At 41.5% G+C, this 19670-nt stretch carries 19 protein-coding genes; 9 read left to right on the top strand and 10 right to left on the bottom strand.

Features of this window, described 5'->3' with window-relative positions; translation table 11 throughout:
- Positions 1 to 154 (top strand): transposase (locus Xinn_RS14780; protein WP_211286018.1); only part of this gene is annotated, 154 nt, incomplete at its 5' end.
- 70 nt (positions 155 to 224) lie between these two features.
- On the opposite strand, the gene Xinn_RS14775 is transcribed toward Xinn_RS14780, so the two are convergent.
- Together Xinn_RS14775 and Xinn_RS14770 are read right to left on the bottom strand one after the other, a co-directional pair.
- Positions 225 to 674: a carboxymuconolactone decarboxylase family protein gene (locus Xinn_RS14775; protein WP_086953143.1), complete on the bottom strand. Its 450-nt coding sequence runs from the start codon at positions 672 to 674 to the stop codon at positions 225 to 227.
- Positions 675 to 808: 134 nt separating this feature from the next.
- Complete coding sequence (locus tag Xinn_RS14770; protein WP_086953144.1) at positions 809 to 1642, bottom strand: PhzF family phenazine biosynthesis protein; 834 nt, start codon at positions 1640 to 1642, stop codon at positions 809 to 811.
- A gap of 209 nt (positions 1643 to 1851) precedes the next feature.
- On the opposite strand from Xinn_RS14770, the gene Xinn_RS14765 reads away from it, so the two are divergent.
- The 3 genes from Xinn_RS14765 (at position 1852) to Xinn_RS14755 (ending at position 4229) form a co-directional block, all read left to right on the top strand.
- On the top strand, positions 1852 to 2820 hold the full coding sequence (locus Xinn_RS14765; RefSeq protein ID WP_086953145.1) for a methyltransferase: 969 nt from the start codon (positions 1852 to 1854) through the stop codon (positions 2818 to 2820).
- A 200-nt stretch (positions 2821 to 3020) separates the two neighbouring features.
- On the top strand, positions 3021 to 3161 hold the full coding sequence (locus tag Xinn_RS22465) for a hypothetical protein (RefSeq protein WP_211286019.1): 141 nt from the start codon (positions 3021 to 3023) through the stop codon (positions 3159 to 3161).
- 108 nt (positions 3162 to 3269) lie between these two features.
- A complete protein-coding gene (locus Xinn_RS14755) occupies positions 3270 to 4229 on the top strand; it encodes a helix-turn-helix transcriptional regulator (RefSeq protein ID WP_086953146.1) in 960 nt (319 codons plus the stop codon).
- 85 nt (positions 4230 to 4314) lie between these two features.
- Here the strand turns inward: Xinn_RS14755 and Xinn_RS14750 are convergent, their stop codons facing one another.
- The 3 genes from Xinn_RS14750 to Xinn_RS14740 form a co-directional block, all read right to left on the bottom strand.
- A complete protein-coding gene (locus Xinn_RS14750) occupies positions 4315 to 4605 on the bottom strand; it encodes a hypothetical protein (protein ID WP_086953147.1) in 291 nt (96 codons plus the stop codon).
- Between the two features lie 255 nt (positions 4606 to 4860).
- A complete protein-coding gene (locus tag Xinn_RS14745) occupies positions 4861 to 5157 on the bottom strand; it encodes a hypothetical protein (protein WP_086953148.1) in 297 nt (98 codons plus the stop codon).
- Positions 5158 to 5440: 283 nt separating this feature from the next.
- The gene (locus Xinn_RS14740) at positions 5441 to 5710 is read right to left on the bottom strand and encodes an LCI fold-containing protein (RefSeq protein ID WP_086953149.1); all 270 of its coding nucleotides are present in this window, start codon (positions 5708 to 5710) and stop codon (positions 5441 to 5443) included.
- A 402-nt stretch (positions 5711 to 6112) separates the two neighbouring features.
- Here Xinn_RS14740 and Xinn_RS14735 point away from each other — a divergent pair, with 402 nt between their 5' ends.
- From Xinn_RS14735 to Xinn_RS14720, 4 genes are read left to right on the top strand one after another with little or no spacing between them, the layout of a single operon-like run.
- Positions 6113 to 6850 (top strand): ABC transporter ATP-binding protein, encoded by a 738-nt coding sequence (locus Xinn_RS14735; protein WP_086953150.1) that lies wholly within the window; start codon positions 6113 to 6115, stop codon positions 6848 to 6850.
- On the top strand, positions 6843 to 8051 hold the full coding sequence (locus tag Xinn_RS14730; protein ID WP_086953151.1) for an ABC transporter permease: 1209 nt from the start codon (positions 6843 to 6845) through the stop codon (positions 8049 to 8051). The genes Xinn_RS14735 and Xinn_RS14730 overlap by 8 nt, the downstream gene beginning before the upstream one ends.
- Positions 8044 to 9501, top strand: a complete 1458-nt coding sequence (locus Xinn_RS14725; protein ID WP_086953152.1) for a TolC family protein — start codon at positions 8044 to 8046, stop codon at positions 9499 to 9501. The genes Xinn_RS14730 and Xinn_RS14725 overlap by 8 nt, the downstream gene beginning before the upstream one ends.
- Positions 9494 to 10774 (top strand): HlyD family secretion protein, encoded by a 1281-nt coding sequence (locus Xinn_RS14720; RefSeq protein WP_086953153.1) that lies wholly within the window; start codon positions 9494 to 9496, stop codon positions 10772 to 10774. Before Xinn_RS14725 ends, Xinn_RS14720 begins: the two co-directional genes overlap by 8 nt.
- Positions 10775 to 10840: 66 nt before the next feature.
- Here Xinn_RS14720 and dkgB read toward each other — a convergent pair whose 3' ends face one another.
- Positions 10841 to 11647 carry a 2,5-didehydrogluconate reductase DkgB gene (gene dkgB / locus Xinn_RS14715; RefSeq protein WP_086953154.1) on the bottom strand — a complete coding sequence of 269 codons (807 nt, stop codon included), beginning with the start codon at positions 11645 to 11647 and terminating at the stop codon, positions 10841 to 10843.
- Between the two features lie 286 nt (positions 11648 to 11933).
- Here dkgB and Xinn_RS14710 point away from each other — a divergent pair, with 286 nt between their 5' ends.
- Complete coding sequence (locus Xinn_RS14710; RefSeq protein ID WP_086953155.1) at positions 11934 to 14930, top strand: non-ribosomal peptide synthetase; 2997 nt, start codon at positions 11934 to 11936, stop codon at positions 14928 to 14930.
- A 166-nt stretch (positions 14931 to 15096) separates the two neighbouring features.
- On the opposite strand, the gene Xinn_RS14700 is transcribed toward Xinn_RS14710, so the two are convergent.
- The 4 genes from Xinn_RS14700 to Xinn_RS14685 all read right to left on the bottom strand — a co-directional run bounded on the left by Xinn_RS14700 (position 15097) and on the right by Xinn_RS14685 (position 19350).
- On the bottom strand, positions 15097 to 15429 hold the full coding sequence (locus Xinn_RS14700) for an FAD-dependent oxidoreductase (RefSeq protein ID WP_086953157.1): 333 nt from the start codon (positions 15427 to 15429) through the stop codon (positions 15097 to 15099).
- Between the two features lie 33 nt (positions 15430 to 15462).
- Positions 15463 to 16653, bottom strand: coding sequence for an efflux MFS transporter YdeE (gene ydeE, locus Xinn_RS14695; RefSeq protein WP_086953158.1), 1191 nt, complete (start codon positions 16651 to 16653; stop codon positions 15463 to 15465).
- A 310-nt stretch (positions 16654 to 16963) separates the two neighbouring features.
- On the bottom strand, positions 16964 to 18589 hold the full coding sequence (locus Xinn_RS14690; protein WP_086953159.1) for an FGGY-family carbohydrate kinase: 1626 nt from the start codon (positions 18587 to 18589) through the stop codon (positions 16964 to 16966).
- Between the two features lie 32 nt (positions 18590 to 18621).
- Positions 18622 to 19350, bottom strand: coding sequence for an SDR family oxidoreductase (locus tag Xinn_RS14685; protein ID WP_086953160.1), 729 nt, complete (start codon positions 19348 to 19350; stop codon positions 18622 to 18624).
- Positions 19351 to 19670 lie beyond the last annotated feature (320 nt).

Here is a 19670-nt window from a genome sequence, read left to right as displayed (position 1 = left end):
TTCATCTCGTATGTTGCGACGACAAAACACACACCTTACAAGACAGAGTAAAAGCGCCGCCTTGTGGTCACGTTCATACTTCGCTTGCACTGCTGGCGGTGCAACAATTGAAACGTTAAAGGCTTATGTGGAGAGTCAGGCGATCCCAGATTAAGCCGCTATCGCGTCTTACGCCGTAAACCCCCGCCCTCATCGGGCGAGGGTTTACGGCGAAATTGCTAAATTTATGGGGCTACATGATATCTTCCTGCTATTCCTAATCTATTAAGGGCATTCATCATAATCGCCAGCCACTCAATTGCAGCAACTTGTGTATCGCTCCATAATGCGGCTGCTTTTTGATAAATATCATCGGGAATATGATCATGTTGTATTTCTGTGATAGCCTCCACTAATAACAACGCAGCCCGTTCCTGTTCTGTGAAATATTCTGTTTCCTGCCAGGCTGGCAGCAGGGCGATTTTATCGATAGACACATTCTGTTGTAAGGCATCGCGGGTATGTAATCTGACACAATATGCGCACCCATTAATCTGGGATATACGTAATTTTAATAGATGACAAAATCCTTCAGTAAGGCCTGCAGATAAAGCGGATTTATCGACTTCATCATTAACTATGCGTAGTTGTTGATAAATATTGGGAAAGGTTTTCACTAAAGAAACTCGTGCCATAAATGTATTCCTTTTAATCTGCTATAAGATAGAAATTATCCTAAGACATATAGGTTTCACTTTCTGGCACGTTTAAAAATTTTAGTTAAAAAATTTGTTAGCACATTGAGTTATCAATACTGCCATCTTGTTGTTTAATCGAATTCAACAGTACCACTGATGCAATCAACCACATCTCCCGAAATCCAGATGCCATTTTCATCTGAAGTGACATAAATCCAGCCATCTCGTTCAACACAACGTCCTTGTCTGGCGATATAATTTTCAGGCAATTTCCCATGTGGTATCAGCCACTGAGCAAAAGCCGCATTCAAACTGCCAGTCACTGGATCTTCGCTAGAAATTGAGCCGCATAACCCCCTGACTTCCAACCTAACCTGACTGTTTTCAGGATACATTGCACACAATCCAAGTTCATAATCTTTCAATTGTGAATAGTCAGGGCGTATTCCCATAAGTTTATCGACAGATTTCAGTAAAATACCAAGCCAGCCGGGGCCATTATCAATCCATTGACATAATTCGACATCATCAGAAGTAATACCAAGCCCTTTCAGAATTTGTTCAAATATGTCATCAGCAACATCGCCCATCCTTACTAACGGAGGAGCCATAAATGCGGGTCGTCCGTTGACCTGCCTGATAGGAATTAAACCGGCTTTACATTCCTGAATAATCGTCTCTTTATTTTTCTGCCCGCTGATTTTCTGCCAAACATAACAGGTACCTAGTGTCGGATGTCCGGCAAAAGGGAGTTCGCCAGCCGGAGTAAAAATTCTGACTCTGTAATCAGCATCAGGATGAAGAGGGGAAAGTAAAAATGTGGTTTCACTCAAATTAGTCCATTTAGCAAACTGAGCCATCTGTTGATCACTCAGATTATCTGCATTGGTCACTACAGCCAGTGGATTACCCTGTAATTTTTTATCCGAAAAAACAGTAACCTGTTCAAATAATAACTTCATCATTCATCCTGTTTTATTTTTAAGTTATCAAAGTGCATATGTGTACTTTGCTTGCTCTTTTTATAGAGAGTATAAAGCTTTCAATAAAGATAAATATTAAGTCAAGTATTTTTATCACATGAAAAAACAGATAAACATCACTTGATCTCAAGTTAACTTAAGGTCTTAGAGTATGTCTCATTAATGAATGGAAATAAATAAGGATAATAATAATGTCATTGGAAATAGTTACTGCTTATCGTAAATCAAATGCACTATTTGCATTTGTAGACAGTAAAGCACCACTATATTTAAGTACTCAAAATGGTAAAACAGTGGAACAAATTGCTAAATTATGTAATTTGTATCAGGATAGATTCCACAATCTACTGGATTATATGCAAGCACTCAACGTGTTAACAAAAAAAGAAGATAAATTTTATCTTACTGAGCAATGGTCATCACTTAGTGATCCAAATAGTTTTGAAACATTATATATAAAGTTCGAATTAGATCCCGCCTTCTGGAACGCTTGGGCACAATACAGCGCATCTTTAAAAAAACCGAATAAGAAATCTGCTTTTGAACTTACTCATCAAGAACCATTTTTTGATTATCTTAACCATGAAAACAATCAAAATATTAAAACAAATTTTGATGAGTTATTGGGGCAGATGACTGTCAAAACAAACAAGTATTTTATTGACCACATTTCTTTAAATGGCATTAAGACATTGCTTGATGTCGGTGGTGGAGTGGGAGCTTTTGCAAAAAATATAAAGGTTCATTATCCACACATCCAGTGTGATGTCATGGATCAATATAAATTTACCAGACAAGAATCCGAAGGAATTACGTTTATTAACGGTGATTTCTTTTCGGATATTCCATCCGGCTACGATGCTTACACCATAAAAAATGTTTTGGATGATTGGCCGGATAGTCAAGCGGTTGACATTCTGAAAAATTGCCATAAAGCAATGCGGAAGGATTCAATCCTTTATCTTATTGATATTATTAAAGAACCAAATGAAGCAACATCATTCGATTTATACATAGATACTATTTTATTAGGCCGTAAACGTTACTTGTCAGACTTTGAGATGATGACAAAACAAGCTGGGCTATCTATCGCTAACATTCATAACTTAAACTTTTCCACGGAACATGGTAGTTACTATATTTTTAAAATAAAAAAATAAATTTAATCCGAATACGCCCCAACCAGGGAAGCAGCTTTGATTATGCTTCAATCACCCCGGATGCTATAACCTTGTAGCGAAAAATCTTTATGCTAGTCTTGGTTTCGTAGAAATTGGCATGGATGATGAAGTTGAAGAGATGTTGGCTGTTATCAAAGTGTAGGTGTGATTAACTAATTTTATCCATTTGGAGAAAAGAGATGAAAATCATTCGCCGTATATTGAATAGCCGTTTAGCAGGGTATTTTGTAGGATTTATATGCTCAGTCTTTTTCGGGATGAGTCATATCCTGACATTAGAAGAAGCAGAAAAATTCAGCGAACCGCGACAAAGAAAATAGTATCGTAAGCCACTTGCCGTACATATAAGCCGGAAGGAACTACAAAACCTACCGGCTTATACTTATCCCTCACAAACTTCACTTCCTGATATCTTTTAAGGATGCTAAATGAAAAAAACTTTGTTATTGCAACAGATGCAACTTTTCTTACAGAGAAGACAGAAAGTGACGTTAAAAGAACTGATGCAAGAGTTTCAGTTATCCCGCAGTAGTGTTTTACGTTACATTTCTGCATTAGAGGAATTGGGTGTTCCTTTATATTCTGAGCGTGGGAGAAATGGCGGATATGTTATTGCTCCAACATACCGATTAGCACCAGTCAGATTTAGTGCGGATGAAATTCATGCTATGTTATTTGCTATTTCCGGTATGCATCTCTTGCAATCTACGCCGTTCAATCTGCAATTCCGCAGTATTTCTGAAAAATTAAAGCAAGTACTGCCTCAGGATGAAAAAATAAAAGCCGAAAAATTACGCAAGCGTTTAGGTGTACGTACTATCCGGCAAATTAACCCCATCAAACATCTTGATATGTTACTGAATCATATTTTTCAACAAGAAAATCTTGAAGTAATTTACTGCGATAAAAAGGTTTTTATTTACCCTATTGCGATGTGGTTTGAGTCAGGAAAATGGTTTTTAGCGGTATTTGATTATGAAGAACAGGATTTACGTGTGCTACGCTGCGATACGATCCAGTCATTTCATCCGACAACAAGGTCATTATCCGCCCCTGAAAATATTTGTTTTACAGATTTTGATCTATCTAACTTTGAAACATTAAGGCAGAAACAGCAGCAACATTATTTTGAAATAAAGATTAAAAAATCAGGTATTGAACATTATCACGGCAAAATGTTTTCACATATATCCCTGCAATTAACTGATGATAGTGCACTTATTTCTGGTTATTATCATCAGGGAGAATTGAGTTATCTGATTGACTATATAAATGGCTTCTCCCGACATCTGATTGATATCGAACCTAAAGAACTCAGAAAAATGTATGCTGATGAAATTAAAATGCGTCTTAGCCAGTTGGAATCAGAGATTGTATCACTAATCTGAAGATTATCTATGTTGTTAAAGAGTTATCGGCTTTATCCTGTTCAGAAAACCAAAAAGCCTCTAATTAGAGGCTCTGCGAGAAATATTATATTTTCTTACCTTCATACTTACCAACATAAACGTTCATCCCACAAACGTATAGTTTTTTAAAGCCTTTTAAATGCCATTTGAAGCCATCTTCATTGCGCTCGTCGAGGAAAACAATGCCATCTTTCACAAGGTATTTAGTATATACACCATTGTTATATTCTATAGGTGAAGAATGACAATTAATCCAGGGAATATCTGTATTTGTGTTTGCCGATGCCGTTCCAACGCCACCAGTTAATGCCATAACAGCGGAAAATGCTCCACCTACGAATAATTTTTTCAACATAAAACTCACCTTTAATATTTTATTAACTTACAAACTGGTTTTATCGCTTATCAAGCGATATTTGATAATTCGCGCTAAATGTAATTTACTCTCAGATGGATTTGCCATTTCAAAATTTAGAAATGGTGGGTAATTTTATTTTATATTGAAAGCTTAGATTTTTTATCAAAGGGCATTAAGGAAGGTCAATAAATGAATAGTCAAAACTGTTATTTTTATAACCCCCTTCAGGGAAAAGGGGGCTTTCGTAGGATTTTAGTTTCCTACACCGTTATACGAAGCTGCCCACGCATAATTTCCGGTTTTTTCATCTATACAGCGAAAAACAGGCCCTTGAAAAAACCATTTGATATCACCATACATCGTATTTTTCTGTACAAATACGTTATCAAAACTTCTGATAGGTTTGACAACCATTCTCGTATAGTTCGGTTTAGTCGTAGGAAATACTGATTCATTTGGACAAAATCCTTCTGCCGCCGCAGCCCCAACTCCTCCGGTTAATGATATAACAGCGGCTAGTGTTCCACCTACGAAAAATCTCTTCAACATAAAAACGTTCCTTTAATAATTTTTCCAAATTATGATTTTATTTTACAAGTTATTAAATCACATTTAATAATGCGTGATAAATGTAATTGAGTATCAGATACTCTTACCATTTCAAAATTTAGAAATGGATTGTTTTTTTGTGTTCTAAATTAATTTCTCTGAAAAACATTAACCAGTGGCTTTACAATATGATTTCTTATAACAAACATAAAAACCCCGAAATTTAAACGGGGTTTATCTGAATTAAACACTCACTGTTAACGTGGTTTCTTGAATAAAAATTCTATTTCCTTCCCTGATAATACGCTTGATAGGCTGGTCTGCCAGTATGGAATTCACACTTTCCCATTTTTCCTTTAAAATACCATTTGATACCAAATCTTTCAAAGGTATTTGCGAAATTGTCTGTGGGATTAACAATATACATTTCGTAAAGATTACCACCAATATTCCTTGGGACGTTATCATTCTGGCATTTATTTAACGCCATAGCATTGCTGCTCATAAAAACTCCGGCAGCCATAGCTCCGACCATTAATAATTTCTTGAACATAAAAAATTCTCCTAATATTATTTTATGGCATTCATATTAAAAAACAAATTAAAAGTCCCTCTTAATGTAAACCACTTAATTAAAAGGTTGCAACTTTAAAAATTGAAACAACTAGTGTGTTAAATTTAATATTAAAAACTTAAACCCCACTATCATAATTTATGATAAATAATTAATAGGCAATTGATTGTTCCTAGCAATGTTTTTTATTGGCATTTAATTTTTATTTGTCTATTTATCCCTACATCGATAGTAGTTGTGTGTCATTATAAAAAATAACCGTGTTATTTTTTATAGGAGTAAATAAATAGAGAAAATAATAAACTTACAATTAAGACTGTTTTTTCTTAAAATTCAGATAAAAGCGACTGTAAATATTCCAGCGGGGACGTTATAAAAACAATGGATCGTATAAATACCGTTCAATCTACAATTTCAATACTCCCCGTTATCAATATGCAAAACTTAACCCGTGTTTATCAACAGGGTGAAAAGGGTGAAACGCCCGTTCTGAAAAATATCACTGCACAAATTTATGCCGGTCAGAGTTGCGCTATCGTTGGTACTTCGGGTTCTGGTAAAAGCACGTTACTCAATATTCTTGGCTTGCTGGATAAACCCACGTCCGGCGAATATTTTCTTTGTGGCGTTGATATGTCGTCAGCAGAGGCGGATTTGCGAGCCAGAATGCGTAATAAAGAAATTGGCTTTGTATTTCAAAGTTTTCATCTGTTAGCCGGAATGACAGCGACGGAAAATGTTGCACTGCCGTTGCTTTATCGCGGGATTTCGGTCTCACAGGCTCATCAGATTGCCAGAGAAAAACTGAATTTGGTCGGGCTTTCACATCGTGAAACCCATTATCCGGCAGACTTATCCGGCGGGCAGCGGCAGCGGGTGGCTCTTGCCAGAGCCTTAGTCGGAGAGCCTTCGTTGCTGCTGGCTGATGAACCTACCGGTAATTTGGATCAACAAACCGCAGAAGAAATTTTATCGCTACTTTCAACTCTTCATACAGATAATGCGATGACGCTGGTTGTCATAACCCATGATGCAGTGGTAGCGAACCATATGCAGCGCGAATTACGAATGATGGATGGTCAGTTACATGAAATCAGAGGGATGACAATGCATGCATGACAAGAGTCAGACCAATAATTATGGTATGTCAGTATTTATGATGTGGCGGGAAGCATGGCGTAATTTAATGGCTACAGGGAAAAGCACATTGCTCGCTTTATCGGGAATTGCGATTGGCTGTGCTTCTGTGGTGGCTTTTGTGAATACCGGACATAACGCTACGCTTTCTGCCCTGAAAATGTTCAGCGGGCTTGATATCAATGTCATCACAACTAATTTTTATGCATATAATTATGGTGTTGACAGCAAAGCCATTAACGTGGATAAGCTGAAAACGGCTATCCCCGGTTTATCTTCCGCAGCACCTTGGGTCTATTACTCTTCTCCTGTGCGTTATGACGGTAAAACAGAACACCTTACTCTGATAGGCGCAACAGCAGCACTTGAAGACGTTATGCTGTTGCAACTGCGGCATGGTCGATTTATTTCCGGTTATGACCGCCATTCCCCTTATCTGGTGATAGGGAATGCGGTCGCCGTTTCCCTTGTGGGGGAAGATACCTCCCGGATATTGGGCAAACAAGTTCAGCTTGGCAAGTATTTATATACCGTGATTGGTATTTTTGAAACCAAAGGGCAAAACCCCATCTTTCCTTTTTCGCTGGATTCAGTCGCAGTAGTTTCCATTGATGCAATGCGTAAAATATCACCACGTTCTTATCTGAATGGCATTATTTCCCGCTCAACCACAACCTCCGCAATAGAAACCGATGCAGAGAGTTTATTAACATTTTTCAAGAGTCAATTTCCGGAAGTTGAAATTGACGTTCGGGTTGCGCAGCAACTTCTGCAAGGGCAGACAGAACAAAGCAAAACCTTTTCTTTTATGTTGATTGGGTTGGCAGGCATTTCACTGTTGACCGGAGGTATTGCGATTTCCAATGTCATGTTGATGAATGTTTCGGCCCGGCGCAAGGAGATTGGATTGCGTATGGCCTTGGGCGCAAGAACGCGGGATATACGCAGGCTTTTTTTGTATGAAGCCGCTGTTCTGACTTTTGCCGGAGCAATACTTGGTGCATTGATGGGGGTTATCGTTGCCTTCCTTTTTGTTCTTTATTCCGGCTGGTCATTTTCTCTGGCTCCGTTATCCATTCCGTTAGGAATAGGAAGTTCAGTTATCGCGGGGCTTATTTCCGGCTTTTATCCTGCCCATAAAGCTTCACAAATGGAACCTGTACAGGCGTTACGTGATGATTAAAAAATATTTCCTATATAGTTCGCTGACTTTGTTCTGCTTATTTCCGGCAAAACCTGTATCCGGACAGGAACGATTAAAGTTATCAGAACATGATTACAGCCTGAATAAGGAAGCGTCAGGAGAAGTGATCGGGCTGTCATTAAGTGATGCGATATCTCTGGGCGTGAGAAATAACTATGCGATACGCAGTGTTTATCTGGATCGTATCGCCCAGAAATTTGATTTACGGGTAGCAGAAGATCGCTTCACGCCCAAATTACAGCTAAGCGGGAGCTACATTGCGGGTAAAAATCAGGATGCAGGTTTCAGGAAAAGTAACATTTCTCCCAATGCAACATTACTGACTCCGTTGGGAACAAGATTTACGCTTTCCTGGGCACGTGATAACAATAAATCAGGCATGAATCATTCTCACAATGATGGTGCCAGTATTAAAGTCATACAGCCGCTGTTACGGGGAAGCGGAACGAATATGAATAACGCACCAATCTTACTGGCTAATCTTCGGGAACAAACTAACCGACTTAATTTAAAAGAAACAATTTCTTCTTCAATCACGCAAATTATTCTGTCCTACCACACGCTACTTCGTGCTCAGGAGCAGCAGGCGTTGTCCGTTGCCTCCCTGAAACGAATGCAGAAATTAGTAGAGACGAACAAAGAGTTGATTGATGCAGGCAGAATGGCTCAGACGGATATTATCCAAACTCAAGCTGATCTGGCGATGCAGGCGTTGTCAGCCAAAGAAGCAGAGAACAATGTACAGTCAGCAAAGCTGGCACTACTGAAGTTACTTGCCCTGAGTCTTAAAACACCTATTCAGGCCACGGATACGCTGACAGGCACTCATGTCAGACTGAATGTGGAACAATCCATTAAAAAGGCACAGGCTCAGCAACCGGATTATCTTATTCGGTTGCTTGCTGCAAAAGCGGCGGATATTCAATTATTGCAGGCTAAAGATAACCGACTCTGGGATTTGTCACTGATTGGTGGCACATCCCAACAACGTTCCTCCTCTTCGGACAGCCGTAAATGGGAGAATTACGTCGGTATCCAGCTGGATATTCCTATTGGGGATATGAGCCGGAAACAGGCAGAAGTGCAGGCCAGAGTCAATGTTCAGAAACAGGAATTGACACTGGAAGAAGCCAGAATCAACCTGGAACAGAGAGTCACTAATGCTATTCGTGATACCGAATCGCGCTGGCAGGAATATCAGTTAGCCATAAAAGCCAGTTCGCTCTCGCAACAGAAACTTGAAATCGAGCAGGAAAAATTGCAGGCCGGACGATCCAGCAACTTTCAGGTACTGAGTTTTGAAACCGACCTCAGAAATGCGGAAAATGCCCGCCTGAATACGCTTATCCAGTACCTCAATGCTCAGGCTGAACTGGATCAAATTCTGGGTACAACACTGGAAAGCTGGGGGATAACGATTAATGAATAAATACTTAATCTTTAACCGATTAATGAGCAAGCGTTATCGATGGGCTATAACGGGCGTACTGGCTGCTGTAGTCTGTTTTTTTGCCTTATCATCCTCGGGATATTTCTTCTCAGAAAAATCGTCTGAGCAAAATGCAGTACAGTGGATTGCCGTAAATCCCTCGCTGATAGAAAAACGATTAGATCTGGTCGGCAAACTGCAATCCAGACGTCAGGAAACCATTCCTGCACCATTTGAGGGTATTATCCAACAGGTTCTGGTTAAAGAAGGGCAATTAGTTGTTCCTGACCAGACATTAGTCACGCTTGATACCCGAAAAATTGAGATCGATATTCGGCAGGCACAAGTGGAAATGATTAAAGCCTCATCTGCCGTTGAACAATTACAGGATTGGGAAAACAGTCAGGAAGTGATCCGTGCCAGAAGAAACGTTGAAAATGCGAACCATATGGTGATGGAGCTTAAAAATAATCTCGCAAAAACACAGGCTCTTTTTTCGCGGGGGATTGTGCCTAAAATGGAAGTAGAAACCCTTGAGCAACAACTTCGCCGACAACTTACAGAACTGGCTTCCGCAAAGGACGATCTCGCATCTACCCGTCAAAAAGGCAGTGCCAGTCAGGTACAAGTTGCAGAAATGGAACTTAAAAATGCCACAAGCCGTTATCAGACGTTACAGGAACAACTCGTACATAAAGAATTAAAAGCACCATTTTCCGGCGTTATCCTCAGAACAGAACAGGGTGATAAGGGCAAATTATTGGCAGTTCAGACTGGTGTTCGGGTCACTGAAGGAATGCCTTTGCTGGAAATCATGGACACCACCCAGTTTCAGGTATTGGCGCAGGTTGAGGAATCAGATCTCGCCAAAGTAAAGGAGGGACTGCCAGTCAAAATCAGCGGAGAAGGGTTTTCTGGTCATCTTATGGATGGAGAAATTGAAACTATTGCTATGCAGAGTAAAAACAATGATCAAGCCGGAACGTCCGTTTACTATGATATCGTGATCAAAGTGACATCTCCTATGAACACGAATAATCTCATCAGGCCCGGTATGAGTGCCAAAGTCAGCATCGTTATTTATCAAAATGAACAAGGGATTGTGATACCCGAAAAAGCACTGGTTCGTGATAATGATGGAAATTTGACAGTCAATTGGCGCCCGGATCTAAAAAGCACGGTAATTTCTCGCCGGATAACTGTCGGAGAGGCAATGCCGGAAGGTATAGAAATTCACGGGTTGGAAAAAGGATTTATTGCGTTACCTCATTGAGAAAATAAAAAAGCAATAAAGACAGGATAAACAGCCCGTTACAGGGCTGTAATATAAACAGGAATATTAGTTATCCCATTGAGGGGCAAGACCTTCCGGATTCACAATACGCTCGTTACGCTCAAGAGCGGCTATCGCGGCCATATCTTCAGCATCAAGTTTAAGTTCTGTCGCTTTCAGATTATTTTTTAAATTATCGCGCTTAGTTGAAGAGGGTATAACGCTATAACCCAGCGCCATTGCCCAAGATAAACTCACTTGTGCAGGAGTTGCCTGATGTTTTTTGGCAATGCGTCCGATAACCTCATCCTGAAGCACTTTTCCATAAGCAAGAGTCATATAGGAAGTGATATGGATGCCGTGCGCTTTCGCCCAATCTGTGACATCGCGGTTTTGCAGATAAGGAGAAAGCTCAATCTGGTTTGTGGCAATGTGCTCAGCACCAACCGCATCAATGGCCTGTTGCATCAAATCAATGGTGAAATTTGAAACGCCGATTTCACGAGTTAAACCCATTTTTTTCGCTTCCAGCAATGCATTCATTGTTTCTGCAACACTAACGGCATTATTCGGCGATGGCCAATGAATAAGAGTCAGATCGACATAATCCGTGCTCAATTGACTGAGACTTTCTTTGAGACTTGATATCACTTTCTCTCTGCTCATATTATCAGTCCAGATTTTGGTCGTGATATAGATATCCTCACGGGCTACGCCACTCTCTTTTATAGCCTGACCTACTTCAGCTTCATTTTCATAAATCTGTGCGGTATCAATCGCACGATATCCTAGCTCAAGGGCATTTTTTACTGATGCAATGACAACATCATTTTTAAGACGAAAAGTACCTAATCCAAATGCAGGAACAGACATAATCAACCTCTTGTTACTATTTGATATTTTTGATTACGGATTAAATTATCCTTCGAAAAGACAATAATTAATTAAATTTTCTTAATAAATATTCTAAGCAAGGAAAAAAAGAAATTTTTGAAATACGTCGCAAAAACAGGCTGTGAATCATAGTTGATGGGCTTGTATTCGAAATAGACAACGTTCATGATGGATATGGTTTCAAATGGTGATAGTTTTGTTGGTTATCTAATTCTTCATCCAATCAATACGATTATCCCATTGTCTTGTAGGGGAGTTGAATTGAATGTTGTCTCATTTTCTGAAACAGGTCCAGAGTTACCCGGACAAAATCGCTATTTTCACACCTGAAAAAGAACTCAGCTATCAAAACATTAAGTTGCATGCAGCAACTATCGCAGGTTTTTTGCGATCATGTAATATAACGCATGAGGAGCCAATTGCCATCTTATTGCCTCCGGGCATTGAACAAATTACAAGCCAGATTGCCATTCTTATGGCTGGTGGAAGTTGTGTACCTCTTGATCCAAATGTGCCTCCGGCTCGCTTAAACGACATGCTGGAGGATCTGGCTGTGAGATGGACTATCACTGATTCTCCGAACAGCTTTCCCCAGTTAAAAACTACATTTTTTTCATTTTCTGATCTGCTTGCAGAAGGAAAAGAGTTAGCTGATATTGATATCAGTTGCCTGTCTCCGACTCATCGAACCCATGTTCTTTTTACCTCTGGCACAACCGGAAAGCCAAAAGGTGTGCAGGTTGAGAGTAAAGGCATTATGCGGGTTGTTATCGATACAGCATATATAAGCTTCACCCCAGAAGATCGCATTGCCTGTACTGCAAACCCGACATTCGACATATCACTGTTTGAAGTCTGGGGAACGCTGCTCAATGGCGCAACCGCTTTTGTTCCACCTAAAAAGGACGTGCTGGATATAGAATATTTTCAGGCTGAACTGACGAGCCGGGAAATTTCCATCCTCTTTGTTGCCGCAACACTTTTCAATCTGATTGCAAAAACCTATCCGCAGGCATTCCGTGATATCCGTTATCTTGTGATAGGGGCAGAAGCGCTCAATGCTCATACAGTGAAACTGGTTCTGGAATCAGGCGCGCCACCCCAGCATATTCTTAACGGATATGGCCCGACAGAAAGCACTATATTTGCGCTTGCACACGATATCAGTCTGGAAGATTTGGAGGGGGGTAGTGTTCCTATCGGGCGACCGATTAACTATACCAGTGCATTCGTTTTAAACGAGAATATGGAACCTCTGGAACCCGGAAATCTGGGGCAACTCTATCTCGGTGGAGAGGGGCTTTCTCGTGGTTACTGGAATCGTGATGAACTGAATGCTGATCGTTTCGTGTATGTCGATATTCCCGGATATTCCGAACCAATACGGCTTTATAAAACGGGTGATCTCAGTTGGCAGCGCGATGATGGGGTTTTCATGTATTCAGGCCGTATGGATAATCAGGTGAAGTTACGTGGTCACCGTATCGAACTGGAGGAAATAGAAGTCCGGCTTCTGGAAAGTAAGGAAGTCCATTTAACCAAGGTCTGCGCTGTGAAGAATGAAGGGGAAGATGATTTTCTTGCCGCTTTTGTTGTACCACGCTCACCGGACACGTTCGATCAAGAGCGGCTGACACAAGAATTGCAGGAGTATCTTCCGGCGTATATGCTGCCCCGTATTTTCGTTATTGACAATATTCCTACGACACCGCACGGAAAGGCAGATCAGCGTAAATTAATGGCCTTGCTGGAAAAACACGCTCCATCTGACGAACGTCCAGCAGGTTTCAATGATACCGAGTACGCTGTGTATCGGATCTGGAGCAATATCCTGAATCATAGCGAGATTTCTCTTGATGATAATTTCTTTCAGATAGGAGGGAGTTCCCTTCAGGCCGCACATCTTGTGATTGAACTTGCCCGCCAGCTCAATCAGCATTTTCTGGTACAGACTCTTTATGAAGTTCCGAATCTTCGTCAACTCGCCAAAATTATTTCACAAGGGAATACTCCCCCCATACTGGATGAGGAAGTTAAAGAATGGCTACATGATGGACAACTGCCGGAAGATATCAGGCCGCTACCAGAGGCACCTCAGGATTGGGCAAATCTGGCCAGCCCCTCTATTTTTCTGACGGGTGTGACCGGTTTTCTGGGGGCATTTTTCTTACGTGAACTGCTCACTTTCAAGAAGATAAAAGGAAATATAAAAAACATAATTTGTCTGGTTCGGGCAAAAGACGATGAAACTGCATACCAACGTATCGAGAGTACTCTCTCAAAATACGGATTATGGGAACCTTCATTTTCCGGGCGTATTCAAGCTATCTCCGGTGATCTGTCTCAAAACAAATTAGGGTTAAATGACAATCTCTACAATGAATTGGCTAATACGTGCGATGTCGTTTTCCATCTGGCGGCAAATGTTAATTATATTCATCCCTATCGTATCCAACGAGCCTCTAACATTGACAGCACAGTGAATATTCTCCGCTTCGCCACACAAGGAAAAGCTAAGGCGGTGCATTATGCTTCAACGATTGCCGTATTTGGCCCTGTCGGATTGTTAAACGCGAAACCCCGTGTCTACGAGAGTGACAGTCTTATTCCCTATATTGAAGGCCTTAAATATGATATCGGCTACGCACAAAGTAAATGGGTTGTTGAACAACTTATGTTGCAGGCCAGAAAACTGGGTATACCGGTGTCCGTTTATCGTCCCGGTTTTATTATGGGGGACAGTGTTCGAGGGGTTGGTAATCCCAATGACTTCGTCGCCCGTCTGATCATGGGGTGTATTGCTATCGGAGCCTGTCCAAAATTACCACTACAGTGGAAAGAATTTGTTCCTGTTGATTATGTCAGTGCAGCACTTTTAAATATCGCTGCGGATAAACAGAACTTAGGCCAGATTTATCACCTCGTTCCACCGGAAAGAGAGCAATCTGTTGGCGTTGATCATTTTTTTCAGCTTTTAGAAGAATGCCACGGCTCTCCTTTACAATCGCTGCCTTATAGTGAGTGGCTCACCAAACTGACGTCTGACCCTCATTTGCACAATAATGCTTTGTTACCCTTGCTGCCAATGCTTTCTGAACGCGTCTACAAGCAGTTAACACGATGGGAGGTCAGCGAAAATATGCCAATTTACGACTCCAGAAATACCAGTCTGGCATTGGCTAACGCAGGGCATCCGGTGCATTTCACCCCAATGGGAAAAGAATTGCTCTCAAAATACCTCGCCTACTATCTTCCTGACTAACTCAAATCTTCCTGACATAATATACGGGGCTATAAACACAGCCCCGTTCAGCATGTTATATAGCTTTATAATTAATGTTCTTCAGAGGCAAAACGAGCCATCCTGTATGGCTTTAATTCTGCTTTTTCCGTGCCATTCATAATCTCTTCCTTTGCCAGTCGGCATATTAATGGCGCAAGTGTGATTGCCGTATGCATACTGATCGTATACAACCCTTGATAATCAGCCACTTTACCCACAATTGGCATGCCATAATATCCAGATTATGCCACTCAGCCAGTGCCTGTTGCCTGAGTTTTCGATAATCATCTGGCTTACCACCAGAAACATTGAGCCATGCAAAAGACTGTTTAGTTACGCCATTACCTGAAAAGCCTTTATCAATCAGGATAATTTCTCTCTTATCGTGATTGGGTAAATAGTGATGAGATAAATACCACGCCAGTGTTGTACCTACAAAACCGGCACCAACAATAACAATTTTATTATTTTTCATCATATTAATGGTTCACCGATGTATCGTATTTTTCGGTTAACGAAGTTGAACAGTGTTTAATGGTTTGATATTCATACCTTTAAGCATACTTAACCACGCAAGAATGATAATCCCCATTTGTATAATGAATAGAAAGTGAGGCGGAAGCTCAGTCAGTACAATGCCGCTTAACATCGGGCTAAAAGCTCCGCCAAGAAAACCCAGTGTCTGAGCCGAAAAATAACTCGACTTCATGCCTTCCGGTGCAATATTGTCAATAAGCATATACTCTCCCGGCGCATAAATTAGTTCACCAAGCGTGAAAATAACGGCGGCAAGCCCCCAAAGGTAAATGTTTTTATCTGCGATCATAAACACCGCAATCCCCATAAAGAAAAAGAGGCTGCCTAATGTCATCAGCCTTTTCAGATTTTCCGGGCGAAGACGTCTGCCTACCACATATTGTAAGCTAACAACAATTATTGCATTTATTGGCAATACAACGCCGATAACCGTTTCAGCTAAAGCGCTGTCAGCGACTGTCAGGATATATTGCGAGATCCAGATGGTAAAAGAACCGAATACCAGCGAACCAAGAAAAGTTGAGAGGATAAACCACGCCAGAGCGCGATCCCGTAACATGACAGTTGGCTCCCATTTTGTTGCGGAATTGTGACTGTTATCGACAAATCTTCCTCCTTGAACATAGCGTTGGATAAAGACGATAGGGAGGGCTGCGGAAATTGCAGCTAACCAGAACGGAAAGTTGGCACTGTACATCAAAAGCCATGTGCCGATTGGCGGGCCGATAGTCCAGCCTATATTAATAAAGGTATAGTTCAGCGAAAACACTTTCGCTTTCATTGACGCAGAGAGGGTATCGGCAAAATAACCTTTTAGTACTGTCGAAAACACTGCATAGGAACAGTTTATCAGGGAGAGAAAAACAATAACCAAGCTGGCATGATTCACCAGAGGGATCGCAATAAACCCACAGATAAATGCGATAATGGCTAACAACATATAGCGTTTTTTATCAAATTTATCGGCCAGAATACCGAACCCAAGGCTGAAGAGTATACCTATAGTCAACGCAACGGTTATAGCAATCCCAACCTGATTAACAGGCATCTGATACTGACGTGACAGGTAGATAGCCATAAAAGGGATTGTGGCTCCACGTCCTATAGTCAAGAGTAAAGAAGAAATTAGTAATGCGCTGGTGGATACATTTGTTTTGGAGAACATTTGCCACGCCCTGAAAGAAAATGGTTTTTGTTACATGAATGTTATTTAATGAATGACTAAGCTACCGGATTTTACGGCAGTAAGAAATGCCTCAGGCAAGACAAAAGAATGAATAGGGTAAAAACGGTATTTTGCGTTACATCTGTATGTATGCACATATAAAAGAGACCAAATGGCAGAATCTTACTATTCATAGCAGATGATTATGCTGGTGGTTTTGTTTATACCTAAATATACAAATAGCTGTGCCATTAAAGGGGGAAAAATAGCACAGCGTCGTTTTATCAAAATATCCTAGATGGATTTATAGCTAGCCTTTAAGTTCTCTGGCGCATTGTTGGAGACACTGAAATGATGTAAAGCGAGTATTATGATGTTCCCGATGGGCTTCACTCGGTTCATAAGTACGATCAATGCTAGAGAAACTAGCCATCGCTTTACCAACACTTTCAGACACACCTCCGGCAACAGCACCTAAAATAGCGGAACCAAGTAAAACCGGCTCACTGGCCTGCGTTGCGATTACTGTCACGCCGCAACTATCCGCAATTAGCTGGCGGACCAAAGGGTGCTGTCCAGCTCCTCCACTGATGACAATATTATCAATCATAGCGCCTGATTTTGCCTGCGCTTCGATGATTTGTCGCAGCCCGTAACCGATACTACATATACCGGCGATATAAAAAGAAAGCAGATTATTGAGGCTGTTTTCCATTCCCAATCCGGCTATAACAGCCCGGGAGTGAGGGTCAGCGAATGGTGCTCTGTTTCCCAGAAACTCAGGAACAATATGAATGCCTTGTGCCAGCGCCATAGCCTGAGAAGGTGATGCTATTTTCTCCATAACCCTATCAGCTAAAAAAACCGGCAGAGAGGTATTTTTTTCTTGTGCCATCTCGTTGGCTTCAATTGCGGCTGGATGCAAGGATAACAGTTGATCAATTGCGGCTCCGGCTGCGCTCTGTCCGCCTTCACTCAGCCACATGCCGGGCACCATCGCAGAAAAGTATGGCCCCCAAACGCCGGGGATAAATACCGGTTGCTCAGTTGTCGTCATCGTACAGGAAGAAGTACCAAATACGTAAGCCATATTACGGGTTGCATGACCATTCACGCCAACGGTTCCGATACCTCCTGCGTGTGCATCAATCATTCCTGCCGCAACAGGTGTGCCTGCCAGTAGCCCCATCTGTCGGGCCGCATCTTCTGTCAAACCCTGACCGCAAGGCGTGCCCGGTTCAACAATATTCTGTCCAATACGGGAAAAATTCTCATCTGCGAGTTCAGACAGGCCGATTTGCCTGAAATAGTCGGCATCCCAACGTTTTTCATGTGCAAGGTAAGTCCACTTGCAGGTCACAGTACAGGTAGAACGGGAAAGAGAGCTGGTGGATTTCCAAGTCAGAAAATCGGCCAGATCAAAAAACTGCCATGCGTTATCAAATGTTTCGCGGAAGTTTTCTTTCAGCCAGAGAATTTTTGGTGTTTCCATCTCTGGAGAGATTTTACCGCCGACATAGTTGAGAACAGGGTGACCTAACGCATTGATACGCTCTGCCTGTTCTGTTGCCCGATGATCCATCCAGACAATAATATTACGATTCGGATCTTTACTCTGGCTGACGGAGATGGGTTTCTTATCTTTTCCCAGAACAACCAGTGAACAGGTTGCATCAAAGCCAATACCGGCAACTTGTTGCGGGACGCAGCCAGAGTGTGACATCACTTCCTTGATGCAATAGCAGACTGCATCCCAGATTTCATTGCTGGATTGTTCAACGCAATGAGCATTATCACGATAAAGCGTTATATCGCGTTTGGCTGATGCCCGCATTTTGCCATCCATACCAAAAATGCCGGAGCGGACACTGCCCGTACCGACATCAACACCAATAACAACTTTTCCGCTTACCGGTCTGCTTTGTATATTATTCATCGTTATCCTTTCTGTGTAGTTAGAGGTCAACGTTAGAGGTCAACACTGTTCGGCAGAATAACCAGATCACGGATAGTGACATTTTTCGGGCGGGTTAGCATAAACAATACGGCTTCTGCCACTTCAATAGGTTGCATCAGACTGCCATTTTCCAGAGCTTCTTCCATTTTGGCTTCAGGCCAGTCATCCAGCAGGGCGGTGACCACTGGCCCCGGAAGTACAGCACCAACACGCACACCATGTTCAGCCACCTGACGGCGGGTAGAGTGAACAAATGCCTGCACAGCAAATTTAGAAGCGGTGTAAATAGGTTCCCAGACCACCGGAACCACACCGGCAATAGAACTGGTGAACAATATATCACCGGATTTCTGCTCAATAAAATGAGGCAACACAGCCCGGACACTACGAAATGCGGCGTTAATATTCAGGTTAAGTACCTTATCCCAGATATCCGGATCTCCTTCAGCAACAGGACCTCCAATATAAGCACCTGCATTAGCATGGAAAATATCAAGGCGTCCGGCTCTTTTCAGAATTTCATCAAGTATGCCGTCAACCTGATCAGGCTTCATCAGATCAACAACCAATGGAATAGCGTTTTCACCGAGTTCAGAAACCAACTGCATCAGACGCTCTTCGGCACGATCAATCAGAACCACTTTAACGCCTGCCTTAATCAGTATCCGTGCACATTCCAGACCGATACCTGATGCTGCACCAGTAATAGCAGCGACTTTATTTTCTAGAGATATAGCCATAATAAAAGAAGACTCCGGCAATTTTTTTGTAAGATACGAGGTTATTGCTTAATCAACGTAGCAGTATCGCGACTTTCCATCTTGAGTGTCAATTAAGTGTTTTTTGTCCACATTATCTGTGGATAAGGTAGTAGATAAAAATGTGGATAGGCAGGCCATTCAGTGTGGCATGGAGGGAAGAGAGAAGTTTATCGACTGCTCAAAATTAGACCAAAAAAGCAAACGAGAGACGAAAGTGCTGTTTAAGGTTAATATGAGCTAACTAAAAGGTTTGATTATTTGAAAATAGTCGGAATACCTTGAATTAGAGAAAATGAAAT

The organism is Xenorhabdus innexi, assembly GCF_002632485.1.
GTDB classification, from domain to species: Bacteria; Pseudomonadota; Gammaproteobacteria; order Enterobacterales; family Enterobacteriaceae; genus Xenorhabdus; species Xenorhabdus innexi.
Note: the sequence above shows the minus strand (reverse complement) of the source record. Positions and strands in the feature narration are given on the sequence as shown.

Coding starts and splice junctions, on each gene's coding strand:
- Xinn_RS14750 (WP_086953147.1), bottom strand. CDS start 4,605: ATGTTGAAAAAATTATTCGTAGGTGGAGCATTTTCCGCTGTTATGGCA.
- Xinn_RS14700 (WP_086953157.1), bottom strand. CDS start 15,429: ATGATGAAAAATAATAAAATTGTTATTGTTGGTGCCGGTTTTGTAGGT.
- Xinn_RS14740 (WP_086953149.1), bottom strand. CDS start 5,710: ATGTTCAAGAAATTATTAATGGTCGGAGCTATGGCTGCCGGAGTTTTT.
- Xinn_RS14745 (WP_086953148.1), bottom strand. CDS start 5,157: ATGTTGAAGAGATTTTTCGTAGGTGGAACACTAGCCGCTGTTATATCA.
- dkgB (WP_086953154.1), bottom strand. CDS start 11,647: ATGTCTGTTCCTGCATTTGGATTAGGTACTTTTCGTCTTAAAAATGAT.
- Xinn_RS22465 (WP_211286019.1), top strand. CDS start 3,021: ATGAAAATCATTCGCCGTATATTGAATAGCCGTTTAGCAGGGTATTTT.
- Xinn_RS14685 (WP_086953160.1), bottom strand. CDS start 19,350: ATGGCTATATCTCTAGAAAATAAAGTCGCTGCTATTACTGGTGCAGCA.
- ydeE (WP_086953158.1), bottom strand. CDS start 16,653: ATGTTCTCCAAAACAAATGTATCCACCAGCGCATTACTAATTTCTTCT.
- Xinn_RS14735 (WP_086953150.1), top strand. CDS start 6,113: ATGGATCGTATAAATACCGTTCAATCTACAATTTCAATACTCCCCGTT.
- Xinn_RS14690 (WP_086953159.1), bottom strand. CDS start 18,589: ATGAATAATATACAAAGCAGACCGGTAAGCGGAAAAGTTGTTATTGGT.
- Xinn_RS14720 (WP_086953153.1), top strand. CDS start 9,494: ATGAATAAATACTTAATCTTTAACCGATTAATGAGCAAGCGTTATCGA.
- Xinn_RS14730 (WP_086953151.1), top strand. CDS start 6,843: ATGCATGACAAGAGTCAGACCAATAATTATGGTATGTCAGTATTTATG.
- Xinn_RS14755 (WP_086953146.1), top strand. CDS start 3,270: ATGAAAAAAACTTTGTTATTGCAACAGATGCAACTTTTCTTACAGAGA.
- Xinn_RS14770 (WP_086953144.1), bottom strand. CDS start 1,642: ATGATGAAGTTATTATTTGAACAGGTTACTGTTTTTTCGGATAAAAAA.
- Xinn_RS14725 (WP_086953152.1), top strand. CDS start 8,044: ATGATTAAAAAATATTTCCTATATAGTTCGCTGACTTTGTTCTGCTTA.
- Xinn_RS14775 (WP_086953143.1), bottom strand. CDS start 674: ATGGCACGAGTTTCTTTAGTGAAAACCTTTCCCAATATTTATCAACAA.
- Xinn_RS14710 (WP_086953155.1), top strand. CDS start 11,934: ATGTTGTCTCATTTTCTGAAACAGGTCCAGAGTTACCCGGACAAAATC.
- Xinn_RS14765 (WP_086953145.1), top strand. CDS start 1,852: ATGTCATTGGAAATAGTTACTGCTTATCGTAAATCAAATGCACTATTT.